The 17,049-nt window shown below is 46.4% G+C and carries 11 protein-coding genes; 7 read left to right on the top strand and 4 right to left on the bottom strand.

Translation table 11 applies throughout. The features are described from left to right. Positions 1–51: 51 nt before the first annotated feature. A complete protein-coding gene (locus tag ACJJIY_RS18530; protein ID WP_445358577.1) occupies positions 52–1,209 on the top strand; it encodes an acyltransferase family protein in 1,158 nt (385 codons plus the stop codon). An 853-nt stretch (positions 1,210–2,062) separates the two neighbouring features. Then, positions 2,063–3,118 carry an acyltransferase family protein gene (locus tag ACJJIY_RS18525; protein WP_445358576.1) on the top strand — a complete coding sequence of 352 codons (1,056 nt, stop codon included), beginning with the start codon at positions 2,063–2,065 and terminating at the stop codon, positions 3,116–3,118. 528 nt (positions 3,119–3,646) lie between these two features. Here the strand turns inward: ACJJIY_RS18525 and ACJJIY_RS18520 are convergent. Both ACJJIY_RS18520 and ACJJIY_RS18515 read right to left on the bottom strand, forming a co-directional pair. Beyond that, positions 3,647–4,330 carry a hypothetical protein gene (locus tag ACJJIY_RS18520; RefSeq protein ID WP_445358575.1) on the bottom strand — a complete coding sequence of 228 codons (684 nt, stop codon included), beginning with the start codon at positions 4,328–4,330 and terminating at the stop codon, positions 3,647–3,649. A gap of 858 nt (positions 4,331–5,188) precedes the next feature. Next, positions 5,189–7,168 (bottom strand): alkyl/aryl-sulfatase, encoded by a 1,980-nt coding sequence (locus tag ACJJIY_RS18515; RefSeq protein ID WP_445358574.1) that lies wholly within the window; start codon positions 7,166–7,168, stop codon positions 5,189–5,191. Between the two features lie 361 nt (positions 7,169–7,529). Between ACJJIY_RS18515 and ACJJIY_RS18510 the strand changes: the two genes are divergently transcribed. Further along, positions 7,530–7,667: a hypothetical protein gene (locus tag ACJJIY_RS18510; RefSeq protein ID WP_445358573.1), complete on the top strand. Its 138-nt coding sequence runs from the start codon at positions 7,530–7,532 to the stop codon at positions 7,665–7,667. 55 nt (positions 7,668–7,722) lie between these two features. Here the strand turns inward: ACJJIY_RS18510 and ACJJIY_RS18505 are convergent, their stop codons facing one another. Both ACJJIY_RS18505 and putA read right to left on the bottom strand, forming a co-directional pair. Further along, complete coding sequence (locus ACJJIY_RS18505) at positions 7,723–8,112, bottom strand: hypothetical protein (RefSeq protein ID WP_445358572.1); 390 nt, start codon at positions 8,110–8,112, stop codon at positions 7,723–7,725. A gap of 236 nt (positions 8,113–8,348) precedes the next feature. Then, positions 8,349–11,495, bottom strand: a complete 3,147-nt coding sequence (gene putA, locus ACJJIY_RS18500; RefSeq protein ID WP_445358571.1) for a bifunctional proline dehydrogenase/L-glutamate gamma-semialdehyde dehydrogenase PutA — start codon at positions 11,493–11,495, stop codon at positions 8,349–8,351. A gap of 141 nt (positions 11,496–11,636) precedes the next feature. Between putA and ACJJIY_RS18495 the strand changes: the two genes are divergently transcribed. The 4 genes from ACJJIY_RS18495 (at position 11,637) to ACJJIY_RS18480 (ending at position 17,032) form a co-directional block, all read left to right on the top strand. Then, the gene (locus ACJJIY_RS18495) at positions 11,637–12,146 is read left to right on the top strand and encodes an Lrp/AsnC ligand binding domain-containing protein (protein WP_108732847.1); all 510 of its coding nucleotides are present in this window, start codon (positions 11,637–11,639) and stop codon (positions 12,144–12,146) included. Between the two features lie 254 nt (positions 12,147–12,400). Then, a complete protein-coding gene (locus ACJJIY_RS18490; RefSeq protein WP_413665396.1) occupies positions 12,401–13,555 on the top strand; it encodes an acyl-CoA dehydrogenase family protein in 1,155 nt (384 codons plus the stop codon). A gap of 176 nt (positions 13,556–13,731) precedes the next feature. Continuing rightward, a complete protein-coding gene (locus ACJJIY_RS18485) occupies positions 13,732–15,738 on the top strand; it encodes an alkyl/aryl-sulfatase (protein ID WP_445358570.1) in 2,007 nt (668 codons plus the stop codon). Positions 15,739–15,805: 67 nt separating this feature from the next. After that, the gene (locus ACJJIY_RS18480; protein WP_444959627.1) at positions 15,806–17,032 is read left to right on the top strand and encodes a phytanoyl-CoA dioxygenase family protein; all 1,227 of its coding nucleotides are present in this window, start codon (positions 15,806–15,808) and stop codon (positions 17,030–17,032) included. The last annotated feature ends 17 nt before the right edge of the window (positions 17,033–17,049 follow it).

The raw sequence follows: 17,049 nt of genomic DNA, 5'->3' as shown, positions 1-17,049 counted from the left end.
AGCGTCTACTTTTTGTGGGAAAGTCCAAAGCCAATGGAAGGTTCGGGTTAAATGAAAGAAAGAAGATATTCAGAATTAGACTGGTTAAGAGTTTTTCTAATCTTGGCCGTATTCTTACATCATGTGTTCATGCCGTTTAATGGGGATGGTTGGCATGTGATGAATGGAAAATCAAGTAAGTTACTTGATGATATCATGGTGTATTTTGAGCAGCTAAGATTGCATACTCTCTTTTTTATCGCTGGAGTGGGTAGCCTGCTTTTGCTAAAAAAGATTAATACGAGAACATTTATCGTCAATAAGTTCCATAGGCTTTTTGTCCCACTAATTGTTGGCATGGTGCTCATAGTGCCACCTCAAAATTACTTCGAAAACATAAATGACTACAAAAGTATAATAGATGCGTATCAGCATTTATCTCTGACATTTGAATCTAATCATCTTTGGTTTATCGAATTCCTTATTGTGTTTATGCTGCTTGCCGTGCCTTTTAAGTCAGGGCTCGACAGCCAAGTGGGTAAAGCCTTTATTATCAGACTTGAGCGGCTAGCGTTATTTAAACATGGATTGTTTTCACTTGTCCTTGTAGTTCTATTGTTGAGGTGCGGCCTTAAACTTCTAATGCCTACTCAAGATAACAGTATTGATAACTTATCTGTATCGTTGTTTTTCTTTCTGTTCTTCATGGCTGGTATGTGTTTCATGAGTAGTCCTAAAATATGGGAATCTGTGACTAAAAACCGGTCAATCAATTTAAAATGGTTCATATTTAGCACTATTCTATTTTATGGCTACTACTTCAAACCTGATATTAGCGAATATGTATCACTAGAGGTACGCTGGCAGCTTTGGTGGTTAGTTTGTACACTTGTTTCTTGGTCTGGGCTGTTGGTATTAGTGGGGTATGCAAGTGCGTTCTTCAAGCAAACACCCAAATGGCTACATGCCGCAAATGAATTGATTTATCCATTCTATATATTGCACCAAACAGTTATCGTTGCGCTTGCCTTTTATATAGTGCAATGGGATGCAAGTATTGCGGTAAAGTCAATGAGCTTATTACTTGGTGCGTCCCTTGTATGTATTTTGCTATGTTATTTTGTCGTAAAGCCTATAGGTATTTTTCGTTATCTGTTTGGTTTAAAGTCAAAGCGCGTAGTTTATAAGAGTTTAAGTCAGCAGGGCGCTGCAAGCGATGCCTCAGTTTGAGGTGGTCATTTTTTAGATGGTTTGTAGTTGCAAGCACCACTGAATACACATCTCATAGAGTTTTTCTGGAAGCTAGCGCAGCAGTTTCGTTCGAGCGGCTGTATTTTGATCTAACAGGCTCCACAAATTAGCAGCGTCGGGGGCTATCAGGCAGTTAAGTGAGGGGCAAAGCATGGTATTTCCCCTGTAAATCTATCTAGCAGCGGCTAGCCAAAGGTGGCTGGCAGAGTATGTAGATCGTTAAGAGGGCGTCAGCTATAACTAGGTCAGGCAAGATCTCCCGGCCGGAGACTAGGTTGGACAGCCTACGTTCCTCTTTGACTGCCCTTTATTGCAACGTTATATGCATGGGTAGCAAAATTGAAAAAGCGTTCTTAATCCCATTCATATTAAGCATTTCTTGCTACATTTCCTGGAGTATATTCAGAGCTACTAATTTGCACTGGGATAATGGCTACAATATCCCTGGCTTTCTGATACTAATACTTTCATACCCTTGGACCTTAATTACTATTTATCAGCCACTAATATTTTTTATGGATAATTTGGTTGATTTTTACCTAAGAGTATTAATTTTAGGTATCATTGCTAGTTTGGATTTTAGTTAAATTTTTACGAGTAGTTTGCCTAGGTAGATTATGTGTTCCTAAAGCATATAATATGTTGGCGCATTTGAAAGCGAAGAGTAAGTAAAATCTGAAGTGTTTGAATATATTTAAATTTATACAATAAGATTGATGGACAATTCTGCATTGGGCTATGTAAGTCCATCAGGGAATGAGCGTAAATATACATAGTTAGAATGTCTGCTTTTTGTGGGCATGACTAATGTCTTTCTAGTTAGGAGTAGACTTTGGAGATTAGAAAGCTTAATACATTGCGGGGATTAGCAGCTCTAATTGTTTTTGTTACCCATTTTAGCGACATTACGAATTGGCTTGATGGCGTATTGGGTGGCGGTTCTGGTGCATATGGTGTAATGTTGTTTTTCTTGCTCAGTGGCTTTTTGATGTCATATCTCTATTTGGAGAAAGACTTCACAAAAGCCAACGTCATATATTATTTTTTTGCGAGAATGGGAAGAGTTTTACCTTTATACTTGGTTGTGGTAGTTGGATCTTATTTACTATCAACTTCAGGTAACAATACTCTTTACAGTATACCTGATCTTAATGCGCTATTAGGTCATTTGTTGTTCTTGTATGGAGAGAGCATTCTATGGTCAATTCCACCAGAAATACAGTTTTATTTCATTTTTATAATTTTCTGGGCATGTGCTAGGAATCGGTCTGGTTATATTTATCTATCTATTTTTACTTTAATGATTTTGCTGTTTTTCTCCAATTTCCCGAGAATATATGGTGAAGTTTATGGTATTCCATACAATGAGTTTAATGTGCTTAGGAGTTTGCCGTTTTTCTTTGTCGGTGTTATATTCGGGATGAACTATAAATCTCTCAAAGTTCCGCGGTATCTTAGAAAGCACTGGTTTATATTAGCGCTTTGTTTAATTCCTCTGATGTATCCTGATTTAACAATGATTACCTCTGATGCAAAACAGAAAATGTGGCTAAGTTACGAAGTGTTACTAGTAGTGAGTTGTGTTTTCTTTTGTGTAGTGTTTTTAGTTCCGAATAATAATATTCTACTAGCTAATAGGTTTGGCGATTTTATCGGGAAGATTTCATATTCTTTGTACTTGCTGCATATGCCAATTATTGTGCAGGTAAATAAATTAGATTTATCTGTTGAGTTAAAGTTGACACTATCTTTCTCTTTAAGTGTACTGGCTGCATACATTTCTTTTCATTTTTTTGAGAAGCCTATTGCTAAGAAAATACGAAGCATGTCATCTAACAAGTCAAACCAAAGGGTGAAACAAGGCTGCGCCTCTGCTAAAGGAGTTTGAAACCTCTCCTTGTCGAGTAGATGCTTGCCTTTTGAATAGGATAGAAGAGTGCGCCTAAAATAGTAAGTGAGAAACGTGTTATTGGATACGCATCAGAGCTCAAAGTTGGAGCTGTAGCTCCAACAGAAGATCTTTAAGTCGACACGGTTACTATTGCCAAATTAATGAGAGTGTATCCTGTGGTGATATTTACGAGACGACAAATAACTTAAGTTATCGATACTGCCCAAATCCTAAGCATGGATAGGCAGATAAGGTTTGGCTTTCAGTTAGTAAATTTTTAATCAGATGACTTACTGAATGTTAGTTAACAGTTCTTGCAAAAGCTCTCAGTGCGGTTAGGTGGATTTATTTATAGCTTGCCTTGTAAATAGAATCATAGATATATAGATGGAAATTGGCAAGGGCGCTCAGTGCTTTATCTCTGCCGCCCTTGCCACTAGCGATAATTCATGCAATTAAGTTGTACTCTAATTCTTAACTGCATACCACAATGAACTCGATGTACTATTGGAGTTGTTAATTATGTTAGTCCTCAGGGGGTGGCGGTGGTGGTGGAGGGGGCGGCGGTGGTTCGCTAGGGCTGTGCGGTGCGAGGGCAATTAGTAGAGTAACAACGCAGATTGCCTTCATTGTGAGGCCGCCAAGCAAACAAAAAATCAAAGCAAGAGAGTCGTCGTGAAGGTAGGTTAAGACGGGAAACAGCTGTGGTCTTTCCGGAGGTCGACCTTCCTGAATAGCCTCAACTATGCGCTTTCCTTCTTCACTAATTTCTATTCTGCTTACAAGTGCTTGTCGAAGAGTTAAGAGCCACTTCTCCGTAGTGCCATAATTTTTTAACCCCTCTTTAAGAGCTGTCGCCAATGTTTCATCGACCTCTGTATTGGCGCGTATCTTTATTAAAAGAGAATCCGCATCAAGCCTTAGAATTTCTGAAAGACTCTCCTTGAGTTGATCAAGAGACTCAAGTGCAGTCTGAGACGCTTCAATCATGCACTCAAGTGATTGAAGCATATACAACGACCAGACGTCTAATGTCCCGGAGGAAGTTAGTAACTCATCGTAGTATTTTGAATCTACCGCGAGACTATCTTCAATCCGTGTTGCTGCAAGGATTTTAGCGCGAAATGATCGATAAGACTTAAAATCCCTGACTGTCGTATCTGTTGCAGCAATCGTTGTTGCTGCCGTAAGTTCCATTATATCTTCCATTGTCCATTTCCATTGTCCAATATGATTTAATAATGCGGTGGGGACAGTAATTATTTTATGTGGGCCAATCAAGCTGTTGTAAGGTTTTGTAATTTTCTTTGTTGGTGGATAGAGTAACTGTCATGTGTTTTTTATTTGTTGTGTTGCAACAATAAATAGTGAATTGTTTAATGTATAGATGTTGTTTATTTCTGTTGTGAGTAAATTGAGACTTTTTAATTTGGATTTAATATATGGTTGGCTTGAGTTGTGGATCTGCAGTTGTAGGTTTTGTTAATTGTTTATGGTGGGTTTACCTTTGAGGTCTGAGTAAGGTGCTGCAGAAGATTGCCTTATTGTCCCAAGCTTGCCTTAATCGCTTTAGAGGTGGTTTTTAAAAAAATTGTAAATTTTTCCGCCTAAGAATTTCCCTGTAAACTTTTGGTGCTGTGTTTTAATTATGCTTTTGTAAGCCTTTATATCCAGTGTGTTATTATTTTTATGGGGACTTCACTAGAGTAGCTTGGTTGAGTAGTTGTTGAATCCTGGTGGAGCTTAGATGTCAGCGAGTCTGTGGTTAGTTTGATGGGTATGTTTAAATGCTTTTTGGAGGGGGTGTATTATATCAATCGGTGGTATTGCTTTCTAGGGTGGGAAGTATTCTGTTTTATAAAAATACAGAGCCCAAAAGGCCCTGTATTGTTTCGGCTAGTATGAGTCAGATTGCTTGAGTTCCTGGATTATTATTTATCCACCAAGAATTTTCCATGGATCGCTTGTATTTTTTTGAGTTTGGTCAAGCAAAACAGATACCTGTAGTTAAGAGACGTATTAATAGTTGTCATTCGTTAGAGCTTTACGGGCTGATCGTTTCAATTTTTAAGGCGTTACAAGGCTAAAATTACGATCAAATTTATCAAATAACCGACCGAATTTTATTAGAGCCAAAGGATTTCCGCTCACCTTGAGTCGACCATCTTTGATTAGAGTAGGGGCGCCTACTAACCCGCCAAACATCATACGTAAGTCGGTACTGTTCAGAGCGAGGCTGGCAGAGGGCTCGCTACTGTGTCGGCCGGGGTAGCCGTGCAGTACCCCATTTTGCACTACGACTAAGTACTTTTCTCCAGTGTCAGTCATATCGATATTTAAGCGGATATCTGCATCTGCCGCTTTTTCACCGTTAAGGCGCACCGCCATCGCGTCGAAAAGCAGCTGGAGAGGGACCCGCGCTACTATTTCTTCATCGGGCAGTATTTCTTCACGGTATTCGATACCATGACGTAACTCCTTGGCTCCGGAGAGATAAAAGTTGCGCCAGATACCAGATTCTGACTGATAGCCGAGTTGTTCTAGGCTGTCAGCCAATAGATAACGGGCTTGCTCGTTCTCAGGTTCAGCGAAAACCAAGTGCTTTAGCACCATGGCTACCCAGCGATAATTGCCCTGGGCAAAATCCTGTCGGGCCCGAGCTATAATGGCTTCTCCCCCCCCCATGTAGTCGATGTAGTGCTCTGCAGCTTCTTCCTGAGGAATAGGGTGGAGGTTTGCTGGGTTGCCATCGAAATAACCCAGATAGCGATTGTAAACTGCCTTGGCTCCAACATTGACAGTGCCGTAGTACCCTCGATTGGCCCAAGCCTGAGAGAGGTTCTCGGGCAGCTCAAGGCGCTCTGCAACTTCGACCATATCGTAACCGTGGTTAGCTAGACGCAGTGTTTGGTCGTGGATGTACTTATAAAGATCCCTCTGCTTAGCCAGGTAATCCATTGCTTCATCTTTGCCCCAGGTGGGCCAGTGGTGGCTGCTGAAAACCACCTCGGTCTTATCGCCAAATTTCTCCATGGCGTACTCAATATAGCGACTCCAGGCCTTGGCATCGCGGGTTTTCGCACCACGCAGAGTGTAAATATTATGCAGTGTATGGTTGGCGATCTCACTCATGCAGAGTGCGTTAAATTGAGGGAAGAAAAACACAATCTCTGCGGGTGCTTCGGCCCCGGGTGTGTTAATGAAGATGATGTCCACTCCATCAACTGTCATCTCTGCACCGGTTTCAGTAATCTCTATTGTTGGCGTAGCTATTCCGTGCTCACCATCTGATACCCGGTTGCCTAAGCCGGATGAGACAAAACCCTCCGGACTGGAGGGCAGCAAATTTCCAAATTGGTATAACGCACGGCGCTGCATCACATTCCCGGTGCGCACATTCTCGCTAATCGCCTCCTCAGCAAAACCCTCTGGTGCAATAATGTCGATAGAACCGCTCGCGAGCTGTTCTTTAGTCAGAACCCCAGTTATTCCGGCGAAATGGTCTGCGTGGCTATGGGTAAAAATAACGGCACTTACCGCTTGCTCTCCTAGTGCCTTGTTGGCCAGCGCAAGAGCTGCAGCTGCAGTCTCTGCGGAAGTGAGAGGGTCGATAACAATCCAGCCGCTTTCTCCTTGCACCAGAGTCATATTGGCCAGATCCAGCGAGCGCACCTGATAGATACCATCTACCACTTTGAACAGGCCGTTATTCAGGACGTTGAGCTGGGCCTGACGCCAAAGGCTGGGGTTGACGGTATCAGGAGGGGTGTCTTGTAAAAATTGCATCTGGGATAGGCCATAGACTTCCCGACCTTCGGTATTTTTCACTTGGGCGCCGGGAATAGATTCAATAAAGCCTCGTTTAGCCAGCAGAAAATCAGTTTCATCGCCGAAGGGGAGTTGTTTTGCCAGGGATCTATTGTGGGAAATAGTTGCCTTGGAGGCGGGTTTGATCTCGGTATTTAAATTTTCTGTGTGAGTTTTCGGTTCACTACCACAGGCAATCAAAAAGAAGGACAGCAACCACATCAGTATCAGCGAGCGCATTGAGACTCCCCAAAATCAGTGTACATGAAACTTCATTTTTATACTGGGACAGGGTTTTTATTGCCCAGAGTGGCCTTAGCTTCTCCCACCTGTGGTGGCGCGTCAAGACAAGAACTGTCCCTTTGGCGGCGTAAAAGTCTTTCTGCAAGGGAAACAGTTTCATGTTACTCACTGGTTAACCAGTTTTGTCATTGGGCTTTGTATTTTCTACCAATACAGTCACGATTGTCGGCATAGTGATGTGTGAAGAGTTTGTGGTTCCTGAATCGAAGACGCTGGATTGTCGTAGCTGATAGTTTAATCTGATCTGTTTTTATATGCCCTTAGGAATTTTATATTTAACAGGTTTAGGAAGGTTTCTATGGTAGTAAATGGTCGTAAAGGTAAATTTATTTTAGCTTTTTTTGTTGGTACTAGTGCCAAACTAGCCATTCAAAATAGGGTGTCTTATTTATCAAATTCTATTTTAAAAATAAGACACCATCTAGCTGGAGTTTGAACAGGTCGCCGATCAAAAATTCTTTAACCTCTATTAATCTTATCTCAAGAGGTAATTAAGCGGCAGGTGATATATTTACACTCTTTCTAGAGAGCGTTGCGCTTAAGAATGCGCAAAATGCTAGAGCTACGATATGAGGTAGGTAAAGTGTGTATTCACTGGTGTGGAAAAAATACAGAGTGGCTTCGCAGGCGATAATGGCAATTGCTGCAGTTGCCCATGGATGCAGTTTTATCAGCCTAGATGCTAAGAAAATGAGTGTGAAAACAATTAGTCCATATCCTAACAAATGGACAACAAAAATTTCCCAAAGGACAGCCCCTCCATCTGAAAGGAATGCTTTGAAAGCTTCGGGTATAGCGATGGCTGCAGAATATCCTGTAATTAATGGGCCTAAGTATCCGGCGACTAAGCCTATTATTATTCCAGCTATTGTATTTTTCATTGAATCCATTCTATTTTTATAGGGTTGGTCAACTATACCTTATGTGGGGCTGTTAAAGAAAATACATGGCTAGTTGCTGCAAAAGGCTGCGGTTGAAATTGAAGTAATTGCTTTTATTCATCCGGTTAATTTACAGGGAAGGGAAGTTTGGAGTTGGTACTTTGTGGGTGGTTAGCGGAATGATTCTCCACAAAAAAGCGGGCTAAAAGCCCGCTCTCTCATTGTTTTATGGGAGCTTATTGCCCCAATGTAAACAGTGCAGTGTTACCGCCAGTGGCAACAGTGTTAATAGTTTTGGTTTTTTCGCTGGCGAAACGGAACAGGTAGTGCGGGCCGCCGGCTTTGGGGCCGGTGCCGGATAGGCCGTGGCCGCCGAAGGGGTTAACACCTACTACTGCACCAACCATATCGCGGTTTACATAGCAGTTGCCGACGTTGATACGTTTGAATACCGCGTGGGCGCGGCCTTCTATGCGGGAGTGCAGTCCGAAGGTGAGGCCGTAGCCGGTGGCATTAATGCGGCGGATTACGTCTTCCAGCTCGTCTGCCTTGAAGCGAACTACATGAAGGAAGGGTCCGAAAGTCTCGCGCTTGAGCACAGAGAAGTCTTCAATCTCTACTACCTGCGGGCCGAAGAAGGTGCCTTCGCTGGGCTTCTTCGCTTCCTCAAAAGCAAATAGTGGCTTGGCTTCTTTCGCCATGCGCTCGCGATGGGATTCCAGCATGCCGAGGGCTTTTTCGTCGATAACCGGACCGATATCGGTATCCAGTTTACCGGGATCGCCGAGGGTCAGTTCTTCACACGCGCCTTTCAGCATATTCAGCAGGTTATCGGCGATGACATCCTGTACACACAGGATACGCAGAGCGGAACAGCGCTGACCGGCACTGAGGAAGGCAGACTGAATTACATCATCTACCACCTGCTCGGGCAGGGCAGTGGAGTCTACGACCATGACATTCTGGCCGCCGGTTTCGGCGATCAGCGGTACAATCGGGCCTTCTTTCGCTGCCAGCTGCTGGTTGATCAGGCGTGCGGTTTCGGTGGAGCCGGTGAAGGCTACACCGCCCAGGCGGGGATCTTCGATCAGCAGTTTGCCCACTGCGGCGCCGGTACCTGTGATCAAGTGCAGTACTTTTGGCGGCACGCCGGCATCGAGCATCAAGCGCACGGCGTGTGCAGCGATGATGGGGGTTTGCTCTGCGGGTTTGGCCAGTACGGCATTACCGGCGGCAAGTGCGGCAACTACCTGGCCGGTAAAGATTGCCAGGGGGAAGTTCCAAGGGCTGATGCACACGAAGGTGCCACGGCCACTCAAATACAGCTGATTTTGTTCACCGGTAGGGCCGGGTAGTTCGGTGGGCTCACTGAAATGCTGGCGTGCGCCGTTGGCGTAGTAGCGGCAGAAGTCGATAGCTTCGCGCACTTCACTAATGCCATCATTTAGGGTGCGGCCCGCTTCAATGCAAATAATTGCAGCCAGTTCATTGGCTTTATCTTCGTAGAGATCAGCAATTCTATCGAGAATATCCGCGCGGTGTTTTCCACCCTGGCGATCCCAGTCGATCTGCGCTTCAGTGGCGGAGGCATAGGCCTGCTCAATCAGGTGTTTATCAGTATTCGCGGTGTGTCCAATTTTTTCGCCGGTTGCCGGGTTGAAAACCGGTTCTTCCGCTTCGCCCATGGTGCCGTTGACGATAGGGCCACCGAGGAAATGCTTTTCGCGTTGCTGCTTAAGCTCTTTCAGCAAGGGCTCAACGGAGAGTGGATCAGTCAGTTCGATGCCGTGTGAGTTTTTCCGTGGCAGGGCTTCTGCGCCCATATAAATATTCTCCGGGACAGGAATTTGCGGGTGACGGTAGGGGTTGCAGGCTTCGCTTTGTTCCAGGGTGTCCTGGACCAGGGCTTCAACCGGCGTTGCCTCGTCCATAAAGCGGTTAACAAAGGAGCTATTAGCTCCGTTTTCCAGCAGGCGGCGAACCAGGTAGGGCAGTAAGTCACGATGTGCCCCCACGGGTGCGTAGACGCGCACGGGCACACGCTTGCCGTGTACCGCTTCAATTTGTGCGTACAGCAAGTGGCCCATGCCGTGCAGGCGCTGGAATTCAAAGTCGGTGCGGCCATTGGCCAGCTCAAGGATCAGCCCGACGGTGTAGGCGTTGTGGGTGGCAAACTGTGGATAGATTGCATCGCCAGCTTCCAACAGTTTTTTCGCACAGACTTGGTATGACAGATCGGTATGGCATTTGCGCGTGTACACCGGGTAGTCCGGCAGGCCCATTTGCTGGGAGTGTTTGATTTCACTATCCCAGTAAGCGCCTTTAACCAGGCGCACCATCAGCTTGCGGCCGGTATCGCGACCCAGGGCAATCAGCCAGTCGGCGACATGGGGGGCGCGCTTTTGGTAGGCCTGGAGTACAAAGCCCAATCCTTGCCAGCCTTTAATTTCGGGGTCGCGGGCGAGCGCCTCGAAGATATCCAGTGAGATATCCAGGCGGTCTGCCTCTTCTGCATCGATATTCAGGCCCATATCGTATTGGGCTGCGGCGACACAAAGACGCTTTACCTGGGGCAGCAATTCGTCCATTACGCGATCCCGCTGCAGCACACTGTAGCGGGGGTGCAGGGCGGAAAGCTTGATGGAAATACCATTGGCCTCAACCACATCCCGCTGGGTGTTGTCTTTGCCGATCTCTTCGATAGCCATCATATAGGCATCGAAGTAGCGGTGGGCGTCGGCCATGGTGCGGGCGCCTTCACCCAGCATGTCGAAGGAAAAGCGGGTGCCCGGGAGGTTTTCTTTGGGGCCGCGTTTCAGGGCTTCCTTGATGGTGCGGCCGAGTACGTACTGGCCACCCATAATTTTCATGGCCTGCATCATGGAGGTGCGCACCATGGGTTCGCCGATACGGCTCACCAGGCGTTTCATCCAGTGGGAGGGACGCTCGGTGATATCTGGGTCCAGCTCCACCACGCTACCGGTGAGCATCAGGCCCCAGGTTGAGGCGTTCACAAACAGGGAGTCGGACTGGCCACGATGGCTGGACCAGTTGCCGGAATGCACTTTCTCGGCGATTAGTTTGTCGGCAGTATCGGCGTCTGGTACCCGGAGCAGGGACTCTGCCAGACACATCAATGCAACCCCTTCCTTATTGGAAAGGCCGAATTGCTGAAGGAAAGCGTCCAGCGTTCCGCGCTTGCTGCGCTGCTGTCGCGAATGATGAACCAGTGCGCGCGAGGTGTTCAGAATTTTCTTGCGCATCTCGTCGCTGGGGCGTGGCGCAGCCAGCAGCTCGCTCACGCAGAGGTTTTCGTCGGCGTGCAAATACTCGCGTGCCCGGTCCCGGGCATTCTGGAGGTCTCCGGCGAAGTTTGTCGACATATCGTCTCCCAAGCTCTATATCTAGGGTCAGAATAAAAAACCGGATTATGTGCGAAAATCGTTAGAATTAATCGCCATAATGTTGCGAGTTGTGGTTAAATATCACGCCTAATTGCGTGATTACCAGTAGGGTATTTTGTAATGTCTCGACAGTTGGAAGATCTTGATCGTATTGATCGCCAAATACTGCGAATTCTGCAACGTCACGGCCGCTTGCCGAATGTGGAATTGGCGCGCAGGGTTAACCTTAGTCCCACCCCTTGCCTGGAGCGAGTCAAGCGGCTCGAAAGGGAAGGATTTATTCGCGACTATGTAGCGCTACTCGACCCGCTCAAAGTTCATGCGGGCCTGGTGGTCTATATCCAGGTAACCCTGAACAATACTGCAACTGAGGCTTTGGAAGCCTTTAATGAGCATGTGGCTGGGCTGGAGGAAGTCCAAGAGTGCCATATGGTTGCCGGTGGTTTTGACTACCTGGTGAAAATTCGTATTAAGGATATGCTGGGTTATCGTCGCTTCCTCGGTGAAAAGCTGGCATCCGTACCGGGAGTACGGGAAACCCACACCTATGTGGTGATGGAGGAAGTGAAGACTGATACCGCTGTAGCGGTACCGGACCCAGAACCCAGTGTGAAAGGTTCGCGGCGCTAATTGAGCGCAGTCAAATATCCTGTGCGGAGTGAGAGAACTGTAGCGATTTTGCTGGTTGGCTTTTTTATGAACCTGGGTAGGAATCTGAATTCTCTCCTCAGGCCTCAATCATAGGGATTGATTGCTGATTTCATGGCTGAACAGATGGAATTGGCAACCATTGTCGGCGCGGTTTTTATTATGCTCGGCATAGCGATGCGGTACCAAGGTGGGTGCCGTGTGATTTGTCCGTAATAACTATAAGTAGGTACTGTATGGATTTTTCACTGAGCGAAGAACAGCAGATGATTCAGGATGCGGCAAAGCAATTTGCTGACAGTGAACTGAAACCCATTGCTGCCGAACTCGACAAGACCGGTAATAGAGAGCTCTTGTTGGAAAAGCTCAAGCAATTGGCAGAGCTGGGCTTTATGGGAATCAATATTGATCCCAATTACGGCGGTACTGGTGCTGGCACTGTCGCATTCTCCCTGGCGATCGCCGAGCTGGCGCGGGGCTGTGCCTCTGTTGCAACGACCACGTCCGTAACCAATATGGTGGCAGAGGTAATTCAGGCGGTAGGTTCGGAAGAGCAGCGCCAAAAATACCTCCCCAAAATCTGTAGTGGAGAATACCCTGCGGGTTCTTTCTGTCTCACCGAGCCCGGTTCCGGTTCGGATGCGGCCTCTATGCGCACCCGCGCGGAAAAGCAGGGTGATGAATACGTTCTCAATGGCAGTAAGCTCTTTATTAGTAGCGCCGAATTTGCCGGTATTTTTGTTGTTTGGGCGGTGACAGATTCTTCCGCGCCTAAAGGCAAAGGTATTTCCTGCTTCCTGGTTGAAGCTGGCACACCTGGCCTGGTGATTGGCAAGGCCGAAGAAAAAATGGGACAGAAAGCCTCTGTTACCAATGAGGTTTCTTTCGACAATTGCCGTATTCCTGCCTCCCATCTTTTAGGTGAAGAAAATCGCGGCTTTCGAATTGCTGCAGGTGAACTCGCAGGAGGCCGAATCGGTATTGGCTCCCTGGCGCTGGGTATCGGCTTTGAAGCTTTGGATTGTGCCCGGGCCTATCTGCATGAGCGGGAGCAGTTTGGTAAAAAACTGGCGGAGTTCCAGGGGCTGCAATGGCAGCTTGCCGATAAATATACTGAGATGGAAGGTGCGCGACTCCTCTTGCTGCAAGCCGCTTGGCAGAAAGATGCCGGAATGCCGTTTGGCCCTGCCGCTTCAATGGGCAAACTGTTCGCTAGTGAGAAGGCTAACGAGGCATGTTATCTAGCTCTGCAAATGCACGGTGGTGTGGGCTATACCCGTGAATATCCACTCGAACGTATGAGTCGGGATGTGAGAATCACTACAATCTACGAAGGTACCAGTGAGATCCAGCGCCTGATTATTGCAAGGCATTTACTGGATGTCAGATAATATTTAATGACACATAAGCCGGCGCTCTTCGCCGGCTTTTTTGTTTCTTTCCCCCTAAATTTGTCAGTTATTCTCCTGATGCTGGCATAAATACCCGTCCGCTTAATAGTTTCCTACCTATCCTCTACAAGGGACTCTGCCGCATCACTTTGCGAATCATGGAAAGGAAACAACTGATGAACGTTAACAAGCTGCCGCTGTTATCGCTGTTACTAGTACTCCTTGCCTGTTCGCTAACGATCGTAAGTGTCATGGCGCAAGAACCCAACCCCGCTAGTGTCGTCACAATGAAATCAAACCAGGCTGTACTGAAAGAGCTCCCTTTTGCAAATCGGAAGGACTTTGAGGATGTAAAGCGGGGGTTTATTGCTCCTTTGCCAAACAATGGTGTTATTAAAAACAGCAAAGGCAATACGGTGTGGAACCTGGAGCAATTTCAATTTGCTCGCGATAAAGAGGCTCCTGACAGTGCCAACCCCAGTCTGTGGAGGCAACTGCAATTAATTTCGGAGGGCGGTCTCTATGAGGTGATACCGCGAATCTACCAGGTTCGCAGTGCGGACCTTTCCAATATAACTTTTATTGAGGGCGATACCGGGGTCATTGTTATGGACCCGCTGATTTCTGCCGAGACGGCTGAAGCAGCGTTGAACCTCTATCGGCAGCATCGTGGAAATAAGCCTGTCGTTGCTGTGATCTATACCCATAGTCACGTTGACCACTATGGGGGTGTTCGCGGTGTTATCGATGAAGAAGATGTAAAGTCCGGCAAGGTTAAGGTAATAGCCCCACAAGATTTCCTGATTGAAGCTGTTAGTGAAAATGTCTTTGCAGGAAATCATATGGCGCGTCGTGCCAGTTTTATGTACGGGAACCTGATTCCTAAAGATCCCAAAGGCACTCTTGGCGCTGGCTTGGGCCTAGAAACCTCCACTGGCACTATCACTTTGATAGAGCCGACAGACTCCATTGTTGAGACCGGACAAACCTTGGACGTGGATGGGCTTACCTTTGAATTTCTCTTAGCCCCGGGCTCCGAGGCGCCGGCAGAAATGCACTTCTATATTCCTCAACTCAAAGCCGTAACTGCTGCTGAGAACGCAACCCACACCCTGCATAACCTCTACACCTTGCGGGGAGCAAAGGTTCGAAATGCTCGCGACTGGTCTCGCTACCTTAATGAAACGGTGCAGCGATGGGGCGGGGAGGCGGAAGTCCTGTTTGCGCCCCATCACTGGCCAACCTGGGGTCCAGAAAATGTGGTGAATCATCTGAAAAAGCAGCGAGACCTATACAAGTACCTCAACGATCAAACCCTACGATTAGCCAATCACGGGTACAACATGGTTCAAACGGCTGAGCTGATGGAGTTGCCTCCAGAGCTCTCACAATATTGGGCCAATCGCGGCTATTACGGCAGTGTAAATCACGATACCCGTGCGGTATGGAATTATTATTTAGGGTTTTTTGATGGCAATCCCGCTCGCCTGTATCCAATGCCACCGACGGCCGCGGGAATAAAGTACGTCGAGTATATGGGCGGGGCCGCCAATATTATCAAGCAAGCAAAGAAAGACTATGAGGCAGGAGAGTACCGCTGGGTTGCGGAGGTGCTCGATAAATTGGTTTCCGCAGAGCCTAATAATCGTGCAGCAAGAGACCTATTGGCAGATGCGTTAGAGCAATTGGGTTATCAGCAGGAGAATGGCACCTGGAGAAATTTTTTCTTAAGTGGTGCCAGGGAGTTGCGGGATGGTATCCAGAGATACCCTGTCCCTCTGACTGCGAGCCCGGACACTATTCGCAGTATGCCGGCTGGTTTGATTTTTGATTATCTGGGAATTCGACTCAACGGCCCAAAGGCAACTGGCAAAAAGCTCTCCATCAATATCAATATGCCGGACGTAAAAGAAAAGTATGCGCTTGTGCTTGAGAATGCGGTGTTGAACTATGGCCCCCCAGTTGAGAATCCAGGAAGCAGTGTGCAGATAAACCGCTCAGATCTCAATGATATCATCTTGGGTAGTGCATCTATCCAGGAGAAGATGGAGGATGGGAAAATCAAAATTGAGGGCGATGCGGGAGAGTTGAAGATATTACTTTCTTTAATGGACCGGTTTGATTTCTGGTGGAACCTGGTTACGCCTGAACCGATGGATAAGATGGTGCCAAAGGATTTCTAAGATCGGGTTGACTCAGAAGTAAGCGGATTGCGAAAAAGTATTGATCCATAGGAATAGGGTGAAGTGAATGGCAAATAAGGGAAGTACTCTATCTGAGATGTTGAAAGGGATAGGTACTTTGGAGGATAGTGCCGATTTCACTATTTCTTGGTTTCAGAGGTTACATATATATTTGGCAATCATAGGTTTTGTTATCTATCGCCTCTTGATTACCCCATGGAAAGTGCGGAAGAAAAGGAAATTCTTTTCAGATCTGGATGCCCTGAAGAACTTGCCTCTTAGACTCCCACAGCCTGATGAAATAAATGAGGAGGGGGAGAGCAACTTCCTTAAACAGGGTGAATTGGATTTCTTCAAAAAAAATGGCTTTTTGGTCCCATTTTCTGTTGTTTCAGAGGGTGAGGCTGTCAAGCTGAAGGGGCTTGCCCTTGATGAATATGATAAAAGTTTCCATGGAATTAGTTTTCTCGGGGATAAGGTTCGTGATATCGGAATTAGGCATGGGGACTGGCCGATAGAAGATGCTGGAGCCTATCAGGCACTAAGTCCCCCTTCATTTCGAGAGCTTCTAAGAAAGCCTAAAATATCGCACCGTTTAGCTAGTCTACTTGGCAACGAAGTTATTTGTTGGCGAAGTCAATTTTTCCATAAGATGCCGGGAACTGGCCCCACTGTCTGGCATCAAAATGCAACTTTCCGTGAGACAGGTAAATATGCCAAGCTTCAACCAGCGTTAGATGCAGACCCAGCGATAGTTCAGCTGAATGCGTGGGTGGCTCTAACTGATGCTGCTCGTGAAAATGGCTGCTTACTTTTACTTCCTGGATCGTTTTCGGATGCGAGAATTAGTTACCTATATGAATATATGCAAACCAATAGATTCTTCTATCTGTCGCAGCTTCCGCTTTCACTTCCTCATTTATACTTTATGGCAAAAATCGGCTTCTATGGCTCTATATTTGCAAAGAGTGCCTTGGTGTTTTTCACAGCTGTGGAGATTTTAGGGGAGGATTTTTTTGAAAATTTCGAGGTTCTTGATGTTGAAATGAAGGCGGGAGAATGTCTTATTTTTTCTGCCTTAAATATGCATGCATCTTACCCGAACATAACAAAAATTGACTGCCGGTTCTCCTTTCTTGGGAGGTGTACCACAACTCATGTAAAGGTTTCCCCTTCTGGTAAAGATAGATTTCCTAGTGCTGAAGGTATGGTTGAGTTTGAGTTGCCAGAGGTTAGTTCATTTCAGATATATGGTGGTGATTCGTATGGGTACAACAAAGTAATGCGAAACTAGTGGGGGGTAGTCATTAC

It is taken from the genome of Microbulbifer maximicatervae (SeqCode), from assembly GCF_052468155.1.
This window is presented reverse-complemented; position numbering and strand designations above follow the sequence as displayed.